This window comes from Novosphingobium sp. EMRT-2 (assembly GCF_005145025.1).
Taxonomy (GTDB): Bacteria; Pseudomonadota; Alphaproteobacteria; order Sphingomonadales; family Sphingomonadaceae; genus Novosphingobium.
Genome location: NZ_CP039697.1, coordinates 457892 through 474035, shown reverse-complemented (window position 1 = coordinate 474035; position 16144 = coordinate 457892). Strand labels below are relative to the sequence as shown.

General features: G+C 65.5%; 12 protein-coding genes. 7 read left to right on the top strand and 5 right to left on the bottom strand.

Annotated elements, in window-relative coordinates:
• Positions 1–8 precede the first annotated feature (8 nt).
• The 3 genes from FA702_RS20145 to FA702_RS20135 are packed head-to-tail and all read left to right on the top strand — an operon-like array spanning position 9 to position 4874.
• Positions 9–992 (top strand): alpha/beta hydrolase family protein, encoded by a 984-nt coding sequence (locus FA702_RS20145; protein WP_255504859.1) that lies wholly within the window; start codon positions 9–11, stop codon positions 990–992.
• Entirely contained in the window at positions 989–2905 is a 1917-nt protein-coding gene (locus FA702_RS20140; protein ID WP_370385527.1) for an NPCBM/NEW2 domain-containing protein, read from the top strand. The genes FA702_RS20145 and FA702_RS20140 overlap by 4 nt, the downstream gene beginning before the upstream one ends.
• A gap of 25 nt (positions 2906–2930) precedes the next feature.
• Complete coding sequence (locus FA702_RS20135; protein ID WP_136957861.1) at positions 2931–4874, top strand: glycoside hydrolase family 127 protein; 1944 nt, start codon at positions 2931–2933, stop codon at positions 4872–4874.
• A 21-nt stretch (positions 4875–4895) separates the two neighbouring features.
• Here FA702_RS20135 and FA702_RS20130 read toward each other — a convergent pair whose 3' ends face one another.
• From FA702_RS20130 to FA702_RS20115, 4 genes are all read right to left on the bottom strand, one after another.
• On the bottom strand, positions 4896–6248 hold the full coding sequence (locus tag FA702_RS20130; RefSeq protein WP_136957860.1) for a cation:proton antiporter: 1353 nt from the start codon (positions 6246–6248) through the stop codon (positions 4896–4898).
• Between the two features lie 166 nt (positions 6249–6414).
• Complete coding sequence (locus FA702_RS20125) at positions 6415–7647, bottom strand: MFS transporter (protein ID WP_124808888.1); 1233 nt, start codon at positions 7645–7647, stop codon at positions 6415–6417.
• Positions 7648–7721: 74 nt separating this feature from the next.
• Positions 7722–8861, bottom strand: coding sequence for an ester cyclase (locus tag FA702_RS20120; protein ID WP_199558035.1), 1140 nt, complete (start codon positions 8859–8861; stop codon positions 7722–7724).
• On the bottom strand, positions 8858–9634 hold the full coding sequence (locus FA702_RS20115) for an alpha/beta fold hydrolase (protein WP_168196161.1): 777 nt from the start codon (positions 9632–9634) through the stop codon (positions 8858–8860). The genes FA702_RS20120 and FA702_RS20115 overlap by 4 nt, the downstream gene beginning before the upstream one ends.
• A 127-nt stretch (positions 9635–9761) precedes the next feature.
• On the opposite strand from FA702_RS20115, the gene FA702_RS20110 reads away from it, so the two are divergent.
• Positions 9762–10781, top strand: a complete 1020-nt coding sequence (locus FA702_RS20110; protein WP_124808890.1) for a cupin domain-containing protein — start codon at positions 9762–9764, stop codon at positions 10779–10781.
• Between the two features lie 136 nt (positions 10782–10917).
• Here FA702_RS20110 and hisD read toward each other — a convergent pair whose 3' ends face one another.
• Positions 10918–12216: a histidinol dehydrogenase gene (gene hisD / locus FA702_RS20105; protein WP_124808891.1), complete on the bottom strand. Its 1299-nt coding sequence runs from the start codon at positions 12214–12216 to the stop codon at positions 10918–10920.
• 162 nt (positions 12217–12378) lie between these two features.
• On the opposite strand from hisD, the gene FA702_RS20100 reads away from it, so the two are divergent.
• From FA702_RS20100 to FA702_RS20095, 3 genes are read left to right on the top strand one after another with little or no spacing between them, the layout of a single operon-like run.
• On the top strand, positions 12379–13425 hold the full coding sequence (locus FA702_RS20100; protein WP_136957859.1) for a LacI family DNA-binding transcriptional regulator: 1047 nt from the start codon (positions 12379–12381) through the stop codon (positions 13423–13425).
• Positions 13418–13774, top strand: coding sequence for a hypothetical protein (locus FA702_RS22905; RefSeq protein WP_148092141.1), 357 nt, complete (start codon positions 13418–13420; stop codon positions 13772–13774). Before FA702_RS20100 ends, FA702_RS22905 begins: the two co-directional genes overlap by 8 nt.
• Positions 13686–15989, top strand: coding sequence for a TonB-dependent receptor (locus tag FA702_RS20095; protein WP_136957858.1), 2304 nt, complete (start codon positions 13686–13688; stop codon positions 15987–15989). Before FA702_RS22905 ends, FA702_RS20095 begins: the two co-directional genes overlap by 89 nt.
• Positions 15990–16144 lie beyond the last annotated feature (155 nt).

Below are 16144 nucleotides of genomic sequence, written 5' to 3'. Positions count from 1 at the left end.
CCCAGGCGGTGACCGAGAGTCCGCCGGTCGTCGCCGGCGCGCCGCGGCTGACGGTGCAGACCATCACGGTCCATGGCGCGGCGCTGGAAGGCAATCTGGAAGGCGAGGCGGCGGACCGGACGGTGCTCGTCGTGCTGCCGCCAAACTACGCCACCCAGCCCAGGCGGCGCTATCCGGTGCTCTATGCGCTGCACGGCTATTCGATCGGTGCCCAACAATGGGTTCAGGAGATCCATGTGCCGCAGACGATCGCCAACGCCTATGCCAAGGGCCTGCCGGACATGATCGTGGTGATCCCCGATGCCAAGACCGCGTACAACGGGTCGATGTATTCGGGCTCGATGACCACGGGCGATTTCGAGACGTTCGTTTCACGCGATCTGGTCCGCTACGTCGATGCGCATTACCGCACCATACCCGATCGCCTGAGCCGTGGGCTCGCCGGGCATTCGATGGGCGGCTATGGCACGGCGCGGATCGGGATGAAGCACGCCGACACGTTCGGCGCGCTCTACATGATGTCGCCGTGCTGCCTTTCGGCCCGCGCCGCCGATCCGCTCACCCCTGAGGCGGCGGCCGCGCTGGCCAGCGTGACGTCGCCGGCGGATTCGGCGAAGCTTCCGTTCCCGCTGCGCGCCCAGTTCGCGGTGGCGGCGGCCTGGTCTCCCAATCCGAAGAAGCCGCCGCTCTACCTTGACCTGCCCGTCGAGAACGGCGTGACAAGGCCCGACGTCATCGCCCGGTGGGCGGCCAACGCGCCGCTCTCCTTTGCCGATCAATACATCGGCAACCTCCGCCAGTATCGCGCGATCGCGATCGACGTGGGCGATCAGGACAGCTTGAAGGTGGATGCGCAGAAGCTCCACGACCTGCTCGATGGCTACGGGGTGGCGAACAGCTTCACCATCTATCCCGGCACCCATGTCAGCCGTGTCGCCTTCCGCTTTCAGGACGAGGTGCTGCCCTTCTTCGGCCGGGAGTTGAAGCGGTGAAGTGCCTGTTCGTGCCGGCCATCGCCGCGCTGGCGCTGGCTTCCATTCCGGCGGTCGCCCAGGCGGACCCGCTGGACCCCACCGGGCGATGGACCGCCAACGTGCGTGGCGACGCCTCCGTGCCGCCGATGGGGTGGAATTCGTGGAACGCCTTCACCTCGGACATTTCGGAAGAGAAGATCATGGGTTCGGCGGAGGCGATCCTCCGTTCGGGGCTTGCCGCCAAAGGCTATCGCTACATCAACGTCGATGACGGCTGGTGGCTCAAGCGGCGCCAGCCGGACGGCCGCATGATGCCCCGCACCGCGCAGTTTCCCTCGGCCATCGTGCAGGGGGCCGATCCCGGTTTCCGTCCCTTCACCGATCGCCTGCACGCGATGGGCTTCAAGGCCGGCATCTACAGCGATATCGGGCGCAATTCGTGCGGGCAGGTCTATACCTCGACCATGCCCAACCAGCCCGAAGGCAGCGTGGCGGAGCGCGAGGTGGGGCTCTATGGCCACATCGATCAGGACATCCGGCTCTATTTCCAGGACTGGGGCTTCGATTTCATCAAGGTGGACGGCTGCGGCATTCGCGGGCTGCCGGCGGATCATCCCGAAGTCCGCTCCGGGCGCTATCGCGCGCTGCCGCCGCTGGTGGATTCCGATAGCCTGGCGCGGACCGACGTGGCCGCGGTGCGGCGCCTCTATGGCGAAGTGGCCGATGCGATCCAGCGCTACCGGCCCGACGGCCACTATATCTTCTCGATCTGCCTGTGGGGCTCCGCCGACGTGCGCGCCTGGGGCAAGGATGTCGGCGGCATGTCGCGCACCAGCGAGGACATTGCGCCGAGCTGGGCCAGAATGTTGCACAATCTCGATACCGTCGCGCGCCGGCCGCTCTATGCGCACCCCGGCTCCTGGAACGATCCCGACATGCTGTTCGTCGGCACCGGCGATTTCGACGAGCATCACCTGACCGAGGCGCGATCGCACTTCGCGCTGTGGGCGATGGTCAATGCGCCGCTGTTCATCGGCTATGACCTGCGCCACGCCTCGCCCGCGCTGCTGGAGCTGCTGGGCAACGAACGCATCATCGCGATCGATCAGGACCCGGCCGGCAACCAGGCGACGCTCGCGTTCGACAGCGACGAGGTGCAGATCTTCGTCAAGACGCTGGCGACCGGCGACAAGGCGGTGGCGGTGTTCAACCGGGGCAGCGGCCCGGTGGACATGAAACTGACCGCCGCGCATTTGGCGTTCGCCGATACGGGAGAAATAGGGCTGACCGATCTGTGGTCGGGCGCGATGTCCAGTTTCACGGGCGAGGTCGGGCTTCACCTCGAGTCGCGCGAAACGCTGATCTTCACCGCGCGGGGAACGCGCCTGCTGGCGGACGGAGTCTATCTTTCCGAGCAGCCCGGCAGCGTGAACCCGGCGGTGGACGGCGTGCAGGTGCCCCAGCCGGACCCGCTGGTTCACCGCGCGCCGCTGCAATGGCAGGGCACGCGCGGCAAGGGCGATTTCCCGCGCTATGGCGGCTGGGGCGGCGCACGGGTGGATCGCACGCCTTACGACCAGCCGCAGCGCATCGCCGGGCAATGGCTGGCGAACGGGATCGGCGTGCTGGCCAATTCACGTCTGGAAGTGCGTAGCGGGGGATACCGGCAATTCCGCGCGCGGGTGGGGATCGATGATTCCGCCGCGCCCGATACGCCGCCGGTCACTTTCCAGGTGTACGGCGATGGCCGGTTGCTTGCCCAGTCACGGCCGCTCCGGCGGGGCGATCAGGCGCAGCTGCTGACGGCAGACCTAGCGGGCGCCCGGATTGTCGAACTGGTGACCCGCAGTTCCGGCGTGGTCGCCGCAGACATTCCGGTCAACTGGGGAGAAGCCGCCCTGCTTCGTCCGAATGGATCGCGGCGCAACTGAATTTGGACCCGTGCGAGGGAAAACCATGGACCACGCTTCCTGCTGCGGCCATTCGCGCCGCGCCTTCCTCTGTTCCGCCGCGACGGCGGCAGTGGCTGCCGGTTTTGCGCCGGCCACCGTGGAAGGGGCGACGCCCTCACCGGCCGGAGGCGTGCCCGCGCCGGCGCTGCGGCCGTTCGATCTGGCCGATGTCGATCTGGGCGAAGGCCCATTCCTGCACGCCCAGCGCATGACCGAAGCCTATCTGCTGCGCCTGCAGCCCGACCGGCTGTTGCACAACTTCCGGATCAACGCGGGGCTTGTGCCCAAGGCGCCGGTCTATGGCGGCTGGGAATCCGCGAGCATCTGGGCGGACATCAACTGCCACGGGCATACGCTTGGCCACTATCTGTCGGCCTGCGCGCTGGCGTGGCGATCGACCCGGGATCGCCGGTTCCGGCAACGGGTGGACTATATCGCCGGCGAACTGGCGGAATGCCAGCGGGCGTCGGGCACCGGCCTGGTCTGCGCGTTTCCCAAGGGTGTCGCGCTGGTTGCGGCGCATCTGCGCGGGGAGCCGATCACGGGCGTGCCCTGGTACACGCTGCACAAGATCTTCGCGGGGCTGCGCGACGGGGCGCTGCTGGCCGAAAGCGCCACGGCGCGCGAGGTTCTGACGCGCCTTGCCGATTGGGCGGTGATCGCCACCGCCCCGCTGTCGGACACGCAATTCGAGGCCATGCTCGATACCGAGCACGGCGGCATGAACGAGGTTCTCGCCGATCTCTATTTCATGACCGGCAAGCCCGAATACCGCGATCTGGCCCGCCGCTTTTCGCACAAGGCGATCCTGGAGCCGCTGTCGCAGGAGCGCGATCATCTCGACGGGCTGCATGCCAACACGCAGATACCCAAGATCATCGGATTTGAGCGCGTTTACGAAGCCACGGGCGACGCCGCCTACCAGAACGCCGCCGCGTTCTTCTGGAAGACGGTGGCGCAGACCCGCTCGTTCGCGACCGGCGGCCACGGCGACAACGAGCACTTCTTCCCGATGGCCGATTTCGCCAGCCACGTGTTCTCGGCGAAGGGCGGCGAGACGTGCTGCCAGCACAACATGCTCCGCCTGACCCGCGCGCTGTTCCTGCGCGATCCACAGGCCGATTATGCCGATTACTACGAGCGCGTGCTGTACAACGGCATTCTTGCGTCGCAGGACCCGGACAGCGGCATGGTCACCTATTTCCAGGGCGCACGGCCGGGCTACATGAAGCTGTACCACACGCCCGAGGATTCGTTCTGGTGCTGCACCGGCACGGGCATGGAAAACCACGTCAAGTATCGCGATTCGATCTATTTCCGGGATGACGACAGTATCGTCGTGAACCTGTTCATCCCCTCGACCGTGCGCTGGGCCGAACGCGATGCGGTGTTGACCCAGACCACCGCTTTCCCCGAGCGCCCGTCGACCTTGCTGAAATGGGCGTTGAAGCGCCCGACCGAAGCGACGCTCAAGCTACGTCACCCGCGCTGGAGCAAGGAGGCGACCGTGCTCGTGAACGGGCGCGAGGTCGCGCGGTCGCAAAGCCCCGGTCGTTTCATTGACGTGCGCCGCGCCTGGGAGAACGGCGATCAGGTGGAGCTGGTGCTGGCCATGCATCTCGCGATCGACCGCGCGCCCGCCGCGCCGGACATCGTGGCGTTCACGTACGGTCCGCTCGTGCTGGCCGGCGCGCTCGGCCATGAAGGTCTGCAGGAGGGGGCCGATGTGATCGTCAACGAACGCCTCTATGGCGCCTATAACGATGGCCCGTTCACGCCGCCGCAACTGGCTGGCGATCCGGAGGATATTCTGGACCGGATTCGCCCCGGCCCGGAGCCGCTGCACTTCACCGTGCCGTCATCGACGGGTGCCCCGGTCCGCCTCGTGCCCTATTTCAGGATCGCCCATGAGCGCTATGCGACCTACTGGCCGACGACAGCCTCATGACCTGATGCTGGCGCCGGCCGGTCACTCGGCCGGCACGGCGATGTCCTGCCGCGCCATGCGGCGCGAGCCGTAGACCAGTTCGAACAACGGGCCGGCCATCATCGTCGTCACGATCGCCATGAACACCAGCATCGCGAACAGCGTCGGCCCGATCAGGCCCTTCTGCAGGCCGATGTTGATGATGATCAGTTCCATCAGCCCGCGCGAATTCATCAGCGCGCCGATGCCGAGCGCGGTGGGATTGTCCTCTCCGCACAGCCGCGCGGCGAGGTAGCAGGCCCCGAACTTCGCAAGGATCGACGCGGCCAGGATGCCGAGCGCCAGCAGGAACAGCGGCCACGAGCCGATCATGTCCATGCGCGTGTTCAGCCCCGAATAGGTGAAGAACATCGGCAGCAGCATCACCACCGTGAGCGGCTCGACCCTGCGCTTCAGCTCTTCGGCGAAAAGCCCGCGCGGCATGAACACGCCCAGGATGAACCCGCCGAAGATGGCGTGGATGCCGATCGCGTCCATCAGAAAGGCCGAAAGGCACAGCAGCATCAGCGCACTTGCCAGCACGGCCATGCTCATTTCTCCGCGCTGTTCGACCGCATGGCCCAGCGGGGCCAGCAGGCGCCGGCCGAACGCGAACAGCAGGCCCGCGTAGAGAAGCGCTCCCCCGATGGCGATGACCGCGATTCCCGCGCCACCGCCGAACGTGGCAAGCACCACCGCCAGCACGCACCATGACGCGGCATCGTCGAACGCGCCGGCGGTGAGCGAGAGCGTGCCCAGCGGGCTTTCGGACAGGCCGCGCTCGTTGATGATCCGCGCCAGCATCGGGAAGGCCGTCAGCGCGATGCAGGCGCCCGTGAACAGCGTGGCGCTGGTGCGGCCGATGTTCGCCGCAAACAGGCCCGGCACGTCGAGCAGGAACGGCGTGATGACCACCGCGATCGCGAACGGCGCGGCGATGCCCGAGACCGAGACGGCGGCCGCGCTGCGCGCCTTCGCGCGGAAGTGCGCGGGGCTGAACGTCAGCCCCACCAGGAACATGTAGAGCGCCACACCAAGCTGCGACCCTGCATACAGCACATTGCGCGTTTCCGCAGGGAAGATGGCCGCCTGCAGGCCGGGCGCGAGCAACCCCAGCAGCGAAGGACCGAGAAGCACGCCCGCGATCATCTCGCCGACCACCTGCGGCTGGCCGAGGAACTTCTGCCCGATCCGGCCCACGACCTGACAGGCCAGGATGATCAGGGTCAGCTGGAGGAAGAAGTGCACGCTGAAGTCGCCGGGCACATAGCTGGCCGCCGCGCCCGGTGCTGGCGGACCGTGTGGCGCCAGGATTCCGCCCAGTATCGGCAGGACTTCGTCCAGAATGTGGGCCATGGCTCCTTGCAGTCTCCCGGGGCGCAGCGCCTTCACGCTTGTCGTCGATCGATGCCGGGGAGATGAGCTACGCGTCCTCCGGCATCAATGCATTGACAGCCATGGTAGCGTTATCGTGCATGTCTGGCAATCGCCGCTAGGCGGGAGGGGAAGAGTCGGTTGCCGCCTACCTCCGCTGCAGCGTTTCCCGCTGCATGAGCCAGATTACGGCTGCCGTTGTGAACGACGCTGCACCCAGCAGCATCGCCGTTGCCAGGCTGAAGGACTGCGCGATCTGCGCGGTGATGATCGGCGCGAAGAAGCTGATCACCCGGCCCCAGTTGAAGATCGAGGCGGCCGTCGATTGCAGGTGCGGCGGATAGAGTTCGGCCATCCACGGTCCCCAGATCACGCTGGAGCACAGTGCAGCGCCATAGATGAGCCCGGCCAGTTTCAGCACCGTCGGGTCCGCCGGCCCCAGCAGATAGACCGCGATCGCGCCCGAAGCGATGAGGAAGCCGATGGCGTTGAAGCGGCGCCCGAAGCGATCGGCGGCCCAGCCCCAGAAGAAGCCGCCCACGATATTGCCGCTGAACTGCCAGGCAACCAGCGCGCCGGCGGTCTGGGCGCTGAACCCGCGTTCGCCGGTCAGGTAGGTTGTGAGCCAGCCGCTGAACGCCGCGTATCCGAAGAAATTGAGGCCGGCCATGGTCGCCAGCATCAGCGTCTGCCGGCGCAGACCCGGCGCGAACAGTTCGCTGACCGGCAGGCGCGATACCCCGCCGCGCGCCCCGCGATCCATGCGCGATCCTGTGGGGATGGCGGCAAGGACAAGCAAGGCCAGGGCGAGGGGAGGAATGCCCCCGATCAGCAGCAGGTGTTTCCAGTTGCCCGGCGCGACCAGCCCCATCGCCACGCCGAGCATGACGATTGACAGGCTGAAGGCAGCGTTGAGCGTGCCGGCAAGGCGGCCGCGCAAGGTGGGCTGGAACAGGTTGATGTAGATGCCCACCACCACCGGGAACGAACCGCCGGCAAAGAAGCCGAGCAGGAAACGCTGAAGCAGAAGCTGCGGGTAGCTCGCAACGATCATGCCGGCGAGCAGCAGCACACCGTAGCCGAACACGAGGCCCGACAGGACGCGGCGGCGCCCGATGCGATCCGCGATCTGCCCCAGCACGATGGCCCCGGTTAGCGCGCCCGCGCCCTGCGCCGAATAGGCCGAGCCCGCCTCGATCAGCGAAAGCCCCAGCGATTCCCGGATGTAGGGCCGCAGCACGTCCACCGTGTTCCAGGCCCAGCCATAGAGGAACTCGCAGGCAAGCAGCAGCACGAAGACCAGCACCTGACGCCCAAGGCCGGGTTCGGCCGAGGCTGGATCGGAGTGCGGCAGCGGAACGGAAGCGGCGGGAATGGACATGGGATCGGTCCGCTGAACGGGAGGGCGGGAGGGCTTGCCGCGCGGTGGGGGCCGCACGGCAAGCACGGATGCGATCAGGCGGCGCGCTGCAGTTCGGCGAGCTTGATCTGGACCAGCATCGAGAGTTCATCATAGACAACCCATTCGTCGACGATCTTGCCGTCGCGAATGTGGAAGTGGGTGACGCCCATCACGGAAAGGTGGTGGCCGGTCGGCGCGCCGAGCGAGCCGTAGCCCATGTGGTGACCGTCCATGGTCCAGCGCAGGGCATACTTGGTGCCGCCCTCTTCGCTGTCGACCGAGCAGATATGCTGCGGCACGAAGGCGCAATCCGGGATCAGGGCGACCAGGCGCATCGTCTGCTGCAGCACCGCCGCAACGCCGCCCAGTTCGCGCATCAAGGGGCCATGCCACTGGCAATTGGGCGCGTAGATGTCGCGGATCAGGCCGAACATGCGCTTGTTGTAGATGTGGTGCAGCCAGCGGAGCAGCTGTTCCTCGCCTTCGTTGTGGGCGATCGAAAGGTCGGCTTCGCTTTCGGGCGGATACTGGCCCAGCAGGCGCCGGTTCTCGGCAAGGTCCAGCACCGTCTCGCCGTTTTCGAACTTCTTCCGCGCCAGCCCTTCGGCGAACACTTGCGGGTCGACGCCGACCTGGATCAGCGGGCCCATGTTGTCGCGGACGATCCATTCCTTGTAGATCTTGTTTTCCAGGATCATGCATTCGGCAACGGTGCGGGTGCAGAACGTCCGACCGGTGGGCTTGCCCCACGAACCGAACTCGGAGTGGCGGCCCAGCCCGTGGGTCATGTGGCTGGTGTAGAAGCCGTCCACGTCGTTGCCGCGCCAGATCACCTGCTGCGCCATGCCACGGCGGTCCGGAAACTCGACAAGCCGCTGGATCGTGTCGCGGATGTGCGTCTCGCGGTCATACATCGTGCCCAGCGTGGTGTAGGCAACGCAGTTGTGGGTGTAGTGGCTGTAGATCAGCCCCACGTCGCGCTCGTCCCAGATGCGGTGGGTACAGCGGATGATGTAGTCGACGATGTCGGTATAGGATTCGTCGAACCCGCGCATCGACTGCACCCGCGGCCGGTTTTCGGGCACCAGCTGCGTGAAATCGCGGCGCTCCACCTGAAGGACGCTGCCGCCGGAGGGCGCGGCCGCTTTCGCGGATTCGACCGGCTTTACGGGCTTGGGATTGCTTTCGGTCACGATACCTCCGACGCGTTGGAATAGGTTGAGATGTTTGCGCACTGACGTTCTGCGCGCGATTGGTGAAGATCGACCTGCCCGAGCCAGGTGGAAAACGCGGCGGAACAGGCGGCGGGTTGCTCAAGAAGCAGGAAGTGCCCCGCATTGGCAACCTCGGTCCATGTCGCCCAGGGCAGGGCGTTGGCCATTTCGGCCTGCAGCTCTTCGGGCGCGACGACGTCCTGCGCGCCCGAAAGTACGAGTGTCGGCATGTCCATGCGGGCAAGGCGCGGGCGGTTGTCGGGGCGTGAAAGCGCGATCTCGGTCTGCCGTTCGGCCGTGCCCGGCGGGCACGCGTTCGCCATGGCGATGATCAGCGCGCGAAGGCACTTTTCATCGCTGCGCGACGGGTGGACATACCGTGACCAGAGCTGTTCGCTGACGAGCGTTGCGGGATCGACACCGGCCACCGCGGCGCGACGGGCGGCATGATCGGCCTCTGGCACAGGCCGCGCGTTGCCGGCGATCAGGGCCATGGCCGCGATCCGGTGCGGCGCACGGGCGGCGAGTTCCAGCGCAACGATGGCGCCGAGAGAAAAACCCACGGCGATGAACCGGTCCGGCGCCGTCGCCAGCAGCCTTTCGGCCGCGTCTTGCACCGACGTATCTTGCGTCAGATCGGCATGAAGCGTGCGTTCGGCGGATAGCGCGCCCGAGATCGCGGCGAAAACGCGCGCATCGCACAATGTTCCGGGCAGGAACAGGACGGGTACGGTGCTCTCGGCCGGCAGCATCGAAGGCGGTCTCTTTTCTCGTTTCAGTGCAGGCCTAATCCGAAAAGCGAAAACTCGGCCTTGCGCTTTCCCCGGTCTTGACCTACCAGATTTGCATTCGAATGCAACATCAAGTTTGGAGCTTATCGTGACCGAGTGGACCCGAGAGGCCATGGCGCAGCGCCTGGTGCGTTATGCCGATCTCGTGCCTTGCCGCACCGCCTTCATCGATACCCGCACGCCGGGGTCGACAGAGAAGGAGAACTTCACAATCATCGGTCCGGGCGTGTCCGAAAGCACCGACCAGTTCGTGCACATAACTGAAAAGCACGGTTTCAACATCGGGGCGGCGCGCCAGCCCTTCGGCTGCGTCAATTCGCAGCACAGCCATGATACCGCCGAGGTCTTCATGGTCCATTCCGGGCACTGGCGGCTGCTGTTCGGGCCGAACCGCGAGGATGGCACGCTGGACATCGGACCGGGCGACGTCGTGTCGGTGCCGATCCACATGTTCCGCGGCTTCGAAAAGATCGACGATGGCCTGGGCATGCTGTTCACCGTGCTGGGCGAAGACGATCCGGGCAAGGTCACCTGGGCGCCGGCGGTGTTCGAGGCGGCCGAAGGATTCGGACTGAAGCTCGTCAAGGGCGGGCAACTGATCGATACCAGCGAGGGTGAGCACACCCTGCGCCAGATGGAGCTTGAGGCCCCTCTCGACGAGAGCCAACTGCGCGAACTCGCCACCCCGCCGATCGAGAAGCTGATGCAGTGCATCGTCCGCTGGGGCGATGCCGTGGCGAACCCGGATTCGCCTCTCGCGCGCGAAGGCGTCGAGGAGGCCGGTCTGATCGCGGTGGGCGCCAGCGGAGACGGTTTCGCGGCTGGCCCGATTGCGGGCTGGTGGCCGCACGGGTTCCAGTTGCGCCTGCTGACGTTGCAGACCGGTGCCTATGTTCCGATGCACGCCCGCGCCGAAGCGGAAGTGCTGATCGTGCAGGAAGGGACGCTGGAGGTAAGCTGGGGCAGCGAAGCGCTTCTGCTGGGGGCGGGCGATACGCTCACCATCCCGACCGGCCTCGCCCATGCGTTCCGGAACACCGCTTCGGTGCCGGCCAAGGCGTTTGTGGTACGCGGAACCGACAGTCCGGCGGCGCCGATCTTCGGCTGAGCCCCTCGACTGCATGTGAAAAGGCCCGCGAACCTGGTGGTTCGCGGGCCTTTTTGCGTGTCCCGAAGGGCTGTCTGTCCGATTATATCCCGGCCGTCACCGCGAGGCGTCTCGCGGTGACGGCCTGCGGACGAAATCAGGCGTTGGCCTTCTGGCGTTCGAGGCGGATCGCGGCGGCCTTCTGGTGGCCTTCCAGCCCTTCGCTGCCGCTCTGCCGCATCGCCGGCGGGGCGACCGCGCGCACCGCGCTATCGTCAAGCCACTGGTGGGTGGCGATCTTCACGTAGCTGCCGACCCACAGGCCGCCGGTATAGCGGCCGGCGCCCATGGTGGGCAGCGTGTGGTTGGTGCCCACGTTCTTGTCGGAATAGACCACGCTGGCGTTTTCACCGATGAACAGCGACCCGTAGTTGCGCAGCTTGTGGGAGAAGGCGTGCGGATCGCGGGTGTGGACCTGCAGGTGTTCGGCAGCCACGTAGTCGGAATAGGCGATCATCGCTGCCTCGTCCGCGCAGATCACCACTTCGCCGTAATCGCGCCAGCTTTCGCTGGCGACGGCGGCGGTAGCGAGCGTCTTGAGCTGGCGTTCCACAGCGGCCACGGTTTCTTCGGCCAGCTTGCTGTCGGTGGTGATCAGGCCCACGCGCGTGCGGATGTCATGCTCCGCCTGGCCGAGCAGATCGGTGGCGATCAGTTCGGGATCGCCGGTCTCGTCGGCCACCACGAAGATTTCGGAAGGTCCGGCCAGCTGGTCGATGCCCACCGGCCCGAACACCTGGCGCTTGGCCTCGTTCACGAACGCGTTGCCGGGGCCCATGATCTTGTTGACCTGCGGCACGCTTTCGGTTCCGAACGCCATGGCCGCGATGGCCTGTGCGCCGCCGATGCGGAAAATGCGGTCGGCGCCGGAGAGGTGGCACCCGGCGATCATGGCGCGGTGCGCGTTGGGGGGAAGACAGGCCACCACTTCGCTGCAGCCGGCCACCTTGCCGGGGACGATCGTCATGATCGGGGCCGACAACAGCGGGAAACGGCCACCCGGAACATAAGCCCCGACGCGCTCGATGGGAATCACCCGATGCCCGAGGTGCAGGCCCGGCATAGGCTCGACTTCCAGCGGCAGGATGGTCCCCAGCTGGGCTTCGGCGAAGCGGCGGACGTTCTCGATCGCGAACTCGGTGTCCGCGCGGGTCTGCGGATCGAGTTCCGCCACCGCGGCGGCGCGATCGGCGGCGCTGACTTCGAACTGGTCGAGATCGGCCTTGTCGAACTCGCGGGAATACTGGTGCACGGCGGCGTCGCCGCGGGTGCGCACATCGCGCAGCACGCCGGCGACCAGATCCGAAACCGAACTGCTGTCGGCAATCTGGTCTCGCGCCGGGGCCTTGGCATAGCGCGTGCGATTCTCGAAGCCGCGCGGGGCTGGGACACTCATGGATACGCTCCTGTGGTGGAATCTGCGCGCCCGTATATTGCATTCGAATGCAATTGTCATGCCCCTTGTGCGCGACAGTGTCGCCGCCCTAATCCGACGCCGAACTTGCCTGTTGCGACCGACGGCCTAGAAGTGCCGCAAGTGCAAGCGCGACGGGATCTCATGGCGAAAACCAAGTCTGACACGGATGCTCAATCGTTTCTGGCGAAGGCCGGGCGGCGGCCGACCTCTTACGATGTCGCGCGCCTTGCCGGGGTTTCGCAGTCGGCGGTTTCGCGGTGTTTCGCGCCCAACGCCTCGATCGGGCAGGCGAAGCGCGAAAAAATCCTGAAGGTGGCGGCGGAGATCGGCTACAAGCCGAATGCCCTCGCGCAGGCGCTGATTTCCAAGCGTACCCACCTTGTGGCGGTGCTGATCTCGAGCAATACCAACCTTACCTATCCGGAAGTGCTGGCGGGTTTGTGCGCCAGCCTGACCGATCGCGACATGCGCGTTCTTCTGTTTAGCCTGCGCAGCGAAAGCGATGTCGACCAGATCATCCACCAGATCTGGCGCCATTCGGTGGACGGCGTGATCGCGGCGGTGCGTCTGTCGGACGACCAGTTGGCGGAATTTGCCCGTCACCGCATTCCGGTGGTGCTTTACAACCGCATGGCCAGCGGTGGCGGAGCCGGTTCGATCCGGTGCGATTCCGCCCAGGGCGAACGCGATCTGGTGACGCGCCTGCTGGACAGCGGGCATCGCCGTTTCGGAGTCATTGCCGGCCCCGAAGACAGCTATGTCGGCGAAGAACGGCGCCAGGCCACTCTGGCTACCCTGGCGGCGGCCGGCATGACCGATGTTCCGGTGGTGCGCGGAGACTACAGCTACGCTTCCGGACGAGCGGGGCTGATCTCACTCCTGCAGGAAAGACCCCAGCTGGACGCGATCGTCTGTGGCAGTGACATGATGGCCATCGGCGCCATGGACGGCGCGCGCCAGGATTGCGCCCGGCGCATACCGCAGGACCTTTCGATCGTGGGTTTCGACGGGTCCGGCCCCGCCATGTGGGAAAGCTACCGGCTGACGACGATCCGCCAGCCGGTCAACCGGATGACCGAAGCATCGGTCGCGATGCTGATGGAGCGACTCGACGATCCTTCCGTTCCGGCGGAACAGCGTCTGTTCTCGGGCGAGTTGATCATCGGAGAATCGGCGCGTTTTGCCTGATGGCAACCAGATCGATGCATTCGGTATCAGATATGTTGTTAAAATGTCGCACGAGGGCGGCATTTCTGCGCGTCTTAACGAGGTTGTGCTGCCGCAATATGTGCGGCTGATGGAAATTAAAATACAGAGATATAAGGATTATTTTGAACAGGTCGATGCGCAATCACAAAATGTGACTTCGAATGCAAAAAGATATCGACGGGTTGGCGCGGGCTCGATAAGTTCCTGTCAAATTCCAATGAGGGAAAGGGGAGTAATCGATGCATCGCAAATTCTGCCTCGGGGCGTCCGCCATCGCGATGGCGATGACCGCTTCACCGGTTCTGGCGCAGGGCGCGCCGCAGTCTGACGCCGGCGCCGGTGCATCGGCCGATGTGGGTGGGGACATCATCGTGACCGCGCAGCGCCGCAGCGAACGCCTGCGCGACGTGCCGATCGCCGTCACCGCCCTGTCTGGCGAGGCGCTTGAGCGGCTGCACGCCAACAACATCTCGCGCGTCGAATTCGCCACGCCCGGCTTTACCTGGGGTTCGCAGGGTTCGGACTCGTTCCCGGCCATTCGCGGCGTCCGCACCAGCCTCGTTTCCGCCCAGACCGACCCCGTGATCGGCTTCTATGTCGACGGCATCTATCAGAGCCGCACGCAGCAGCAGAGCATTCCGCTGTTCGACGTGGCCCGCGTGGAAGTGCTGCGCGGTCCGCAGGGCACGCTGTACGGCCGTAACACCTTCGGCGGCAACGTCAGCGTCGTCACGTCCGATCCGATGAAGGATCTTGGCGCGGGTATCAATATCGACAAGGGCAATTTCAACTCGGCCCGGATCGACGGATACGTCAACATCCCCGTGTCCGATACGCTGCAGCTGCGCGTGTCCGGCGTGTTCCAGCGCCACGATGGCTATGTCCGTTCGACCACCTCGGACGTCGTGCTGAACGACCTGAACGAGAACGCGCAGCGCGTGGTGCTGAAGTGGAAGCCCGACAGCCGCCTGGAAGTGACGCTGCGGGCTGGCACCTGGCGCCGTGACGATGCGGGCGCGGGTTCCTATGGCTACAAGGTGGCGGGCACGCTGATCAACCCGGCCACGGGCTATCAGTCGATCAACGGCAGCGCCCTGGCGGTAAACCCCTCGGTGCCCAACGGTTCGCCCAACGTTGCCGGGCGCGATGTGGGCCTGCCGGTCACCGGCGGCGCGTGGACCAACGATTGGGACTATCAGCCTTTCGAACACATCAAGGAAGACTACGTTTCGGGCCAGATCGCCTATGATCTCGGGTTCGCGACGGTCAAGTCGATCACCGGCTACACCCACTTCCGCGCGCATCGCAGCGCCGACAACGACCAGTCGAGCAAGGTGTTCGAAGCCTATGGCTACGGCTCGGGCATCCAGGAACCCAACACCCGGTCCAACGCGTTTTCGCAGGAGATTCAACTCGCCTCGAACTCGCGCTCTCCGCTCGAATGGTTGATCGGCGGCTATTACCTGCATGACTCGATCTTCGAGACCTATCAGCAGAAGATCACCGCGCCGGGCGCGACCACCAATGGCTTCAAGGCGGATTCGGACATAACCACCAACGCCTATGCCGCGTTCGGTCAGGCCAGCTACGCCATCGTGCCGGACAAGCTGAAGCTGATCGGCGGTCTGCGCTACAGCCACGAAAAGAAGGCGTTCATCTTCTCCGACTACGCGGACGCGGCGCCGGGCACCTACAACTTCGTCACGCCCTATGTGACGACGAAGGGTTCGCCGGGCTTCAACAGCTGGACCTGGCGCGCGGGCATCCAGTTCACGCCTTCGCGTTCGACGATGATCTATGCCACCGCGTCCACCGGCTTCGCGTCCGGCGGCGTGAACGACACCGGCGGCAACCCGCTGATCCCGGCTTCCTATGCGCCTCAGAAGGTTTCGGCCTATGAAGGCGGCGTCAAGTCGCTGATCCTTGGCGGCAAGGGCCAGATCGAGGCTTCGGTGTTCTACAACCGCTTCTCGAACCTGCAGATCAACGTCTATACGCCGCTGGTGTCCTACTTCGGTTCGGCCGGCAAGGCACGCAGCTATGGCGGTGAAGTCGCGCTGCGCCTCAATCCGGTGGCTGGCCTGCACATCGACACGACCGCGGCGTTCATGAACGCCAAGTACACGAGCTATATCAGCGGCAACAACTTCTTTGGCCTGTCGAATGGCACGGACCCGGTCTCGCTGAACCTTGCCGGCAAGTCCATTCCGCAGTCGCCGAAGTTCAAGTCGACCGTTGCGGTGTCCTACGATCTCGATCTCGGCGATGCCGGCACGCTGTCGCCGATGGGCACCTGGCTGCATTCGAGCAGCTACTACGTCACCGACCGCAACACCCCGCTGGATTTCCAGAAGTCCTACGACAAGTTCGATGCCTCGCTGCGCTGGAGCGACAAGAACGACCGTACCTTCGTGGAAATCTATGGCGACAACCTCACCAACCGCGCGGTCCTGCTGAGCGGCGTGATCGGTCGCCGCCAGCGCATGCAAGTCTCCTATGGCGCGCCGCGTACCTACGGCGTCCGCGTCGGCACGAAGTTCTGATCTTCACGCGGGGCGGGACAGGTTCCCGCCCCGTCATTGTCTGTTCTCCCTCTGGCCGGGCCCTGATCGGGTCCGGTCATTTTTTGTGCGCGCGGCAAGCGCCGTTCGCCGGCCACGGGGCGAACCGAAGCCGGCAAAATTCGGAAGTGCGAGAG

Excerpts from the sequence above, each read along its gene's own strand:
- FA702_RS20115 (WP_168196161.1), bottom strand. The coding sequence starts at position 9,634 with ATGCTGCCGGCCGAGAGCACCGTACCCGTCCTGTTCCTGCCCGGAACA.
- FA702_RS20130 (WP_136957860.1), bottom strand. The coding sequence starts at position 6,248 with ATGGCCCACATTCTGGACGAAGTCCTGCCGATACTGGGCGGAATCCTG.
- FA702_RS20095 (WP_136957858.1), top strand. The coding sequence starts at position 13,686 with ATGCATCGCAAATTCTGCCTCGGGGCGTCCGCCATCGCGATGGCGATG.
- FA702_RS20135 (WP_136957861.1), top strand. The coding sequence starts at position 2,931 with ATGGACCACGCTTCCTGCTGCGGCCATTCGCGCCGCGCCTTCCTCTGT.
- hisD (WP_124808891.1), bottom strand. The coding sequence starts at position 12,216 with ATGAGTGTCCCAGCCCCGCGCGGCTTCGAGAATCGCACGCGCTATGCC.
- FA702_RS20125 (WP_124808888.1), bottom strand. The coding sequence starts at position 7,647 with ATGTCCATTCCCGCCGCTTCCGTTCCGCTGCCGCACTCCGATCCAGCC.
- FA702_RS20100 (WP_136957859.1), top strand. The coding sequence starts at position 12,379 with ATGGCGAAAACCAAGTCTGACACGGATGCTCAATCGTTTCTGGCGAAG.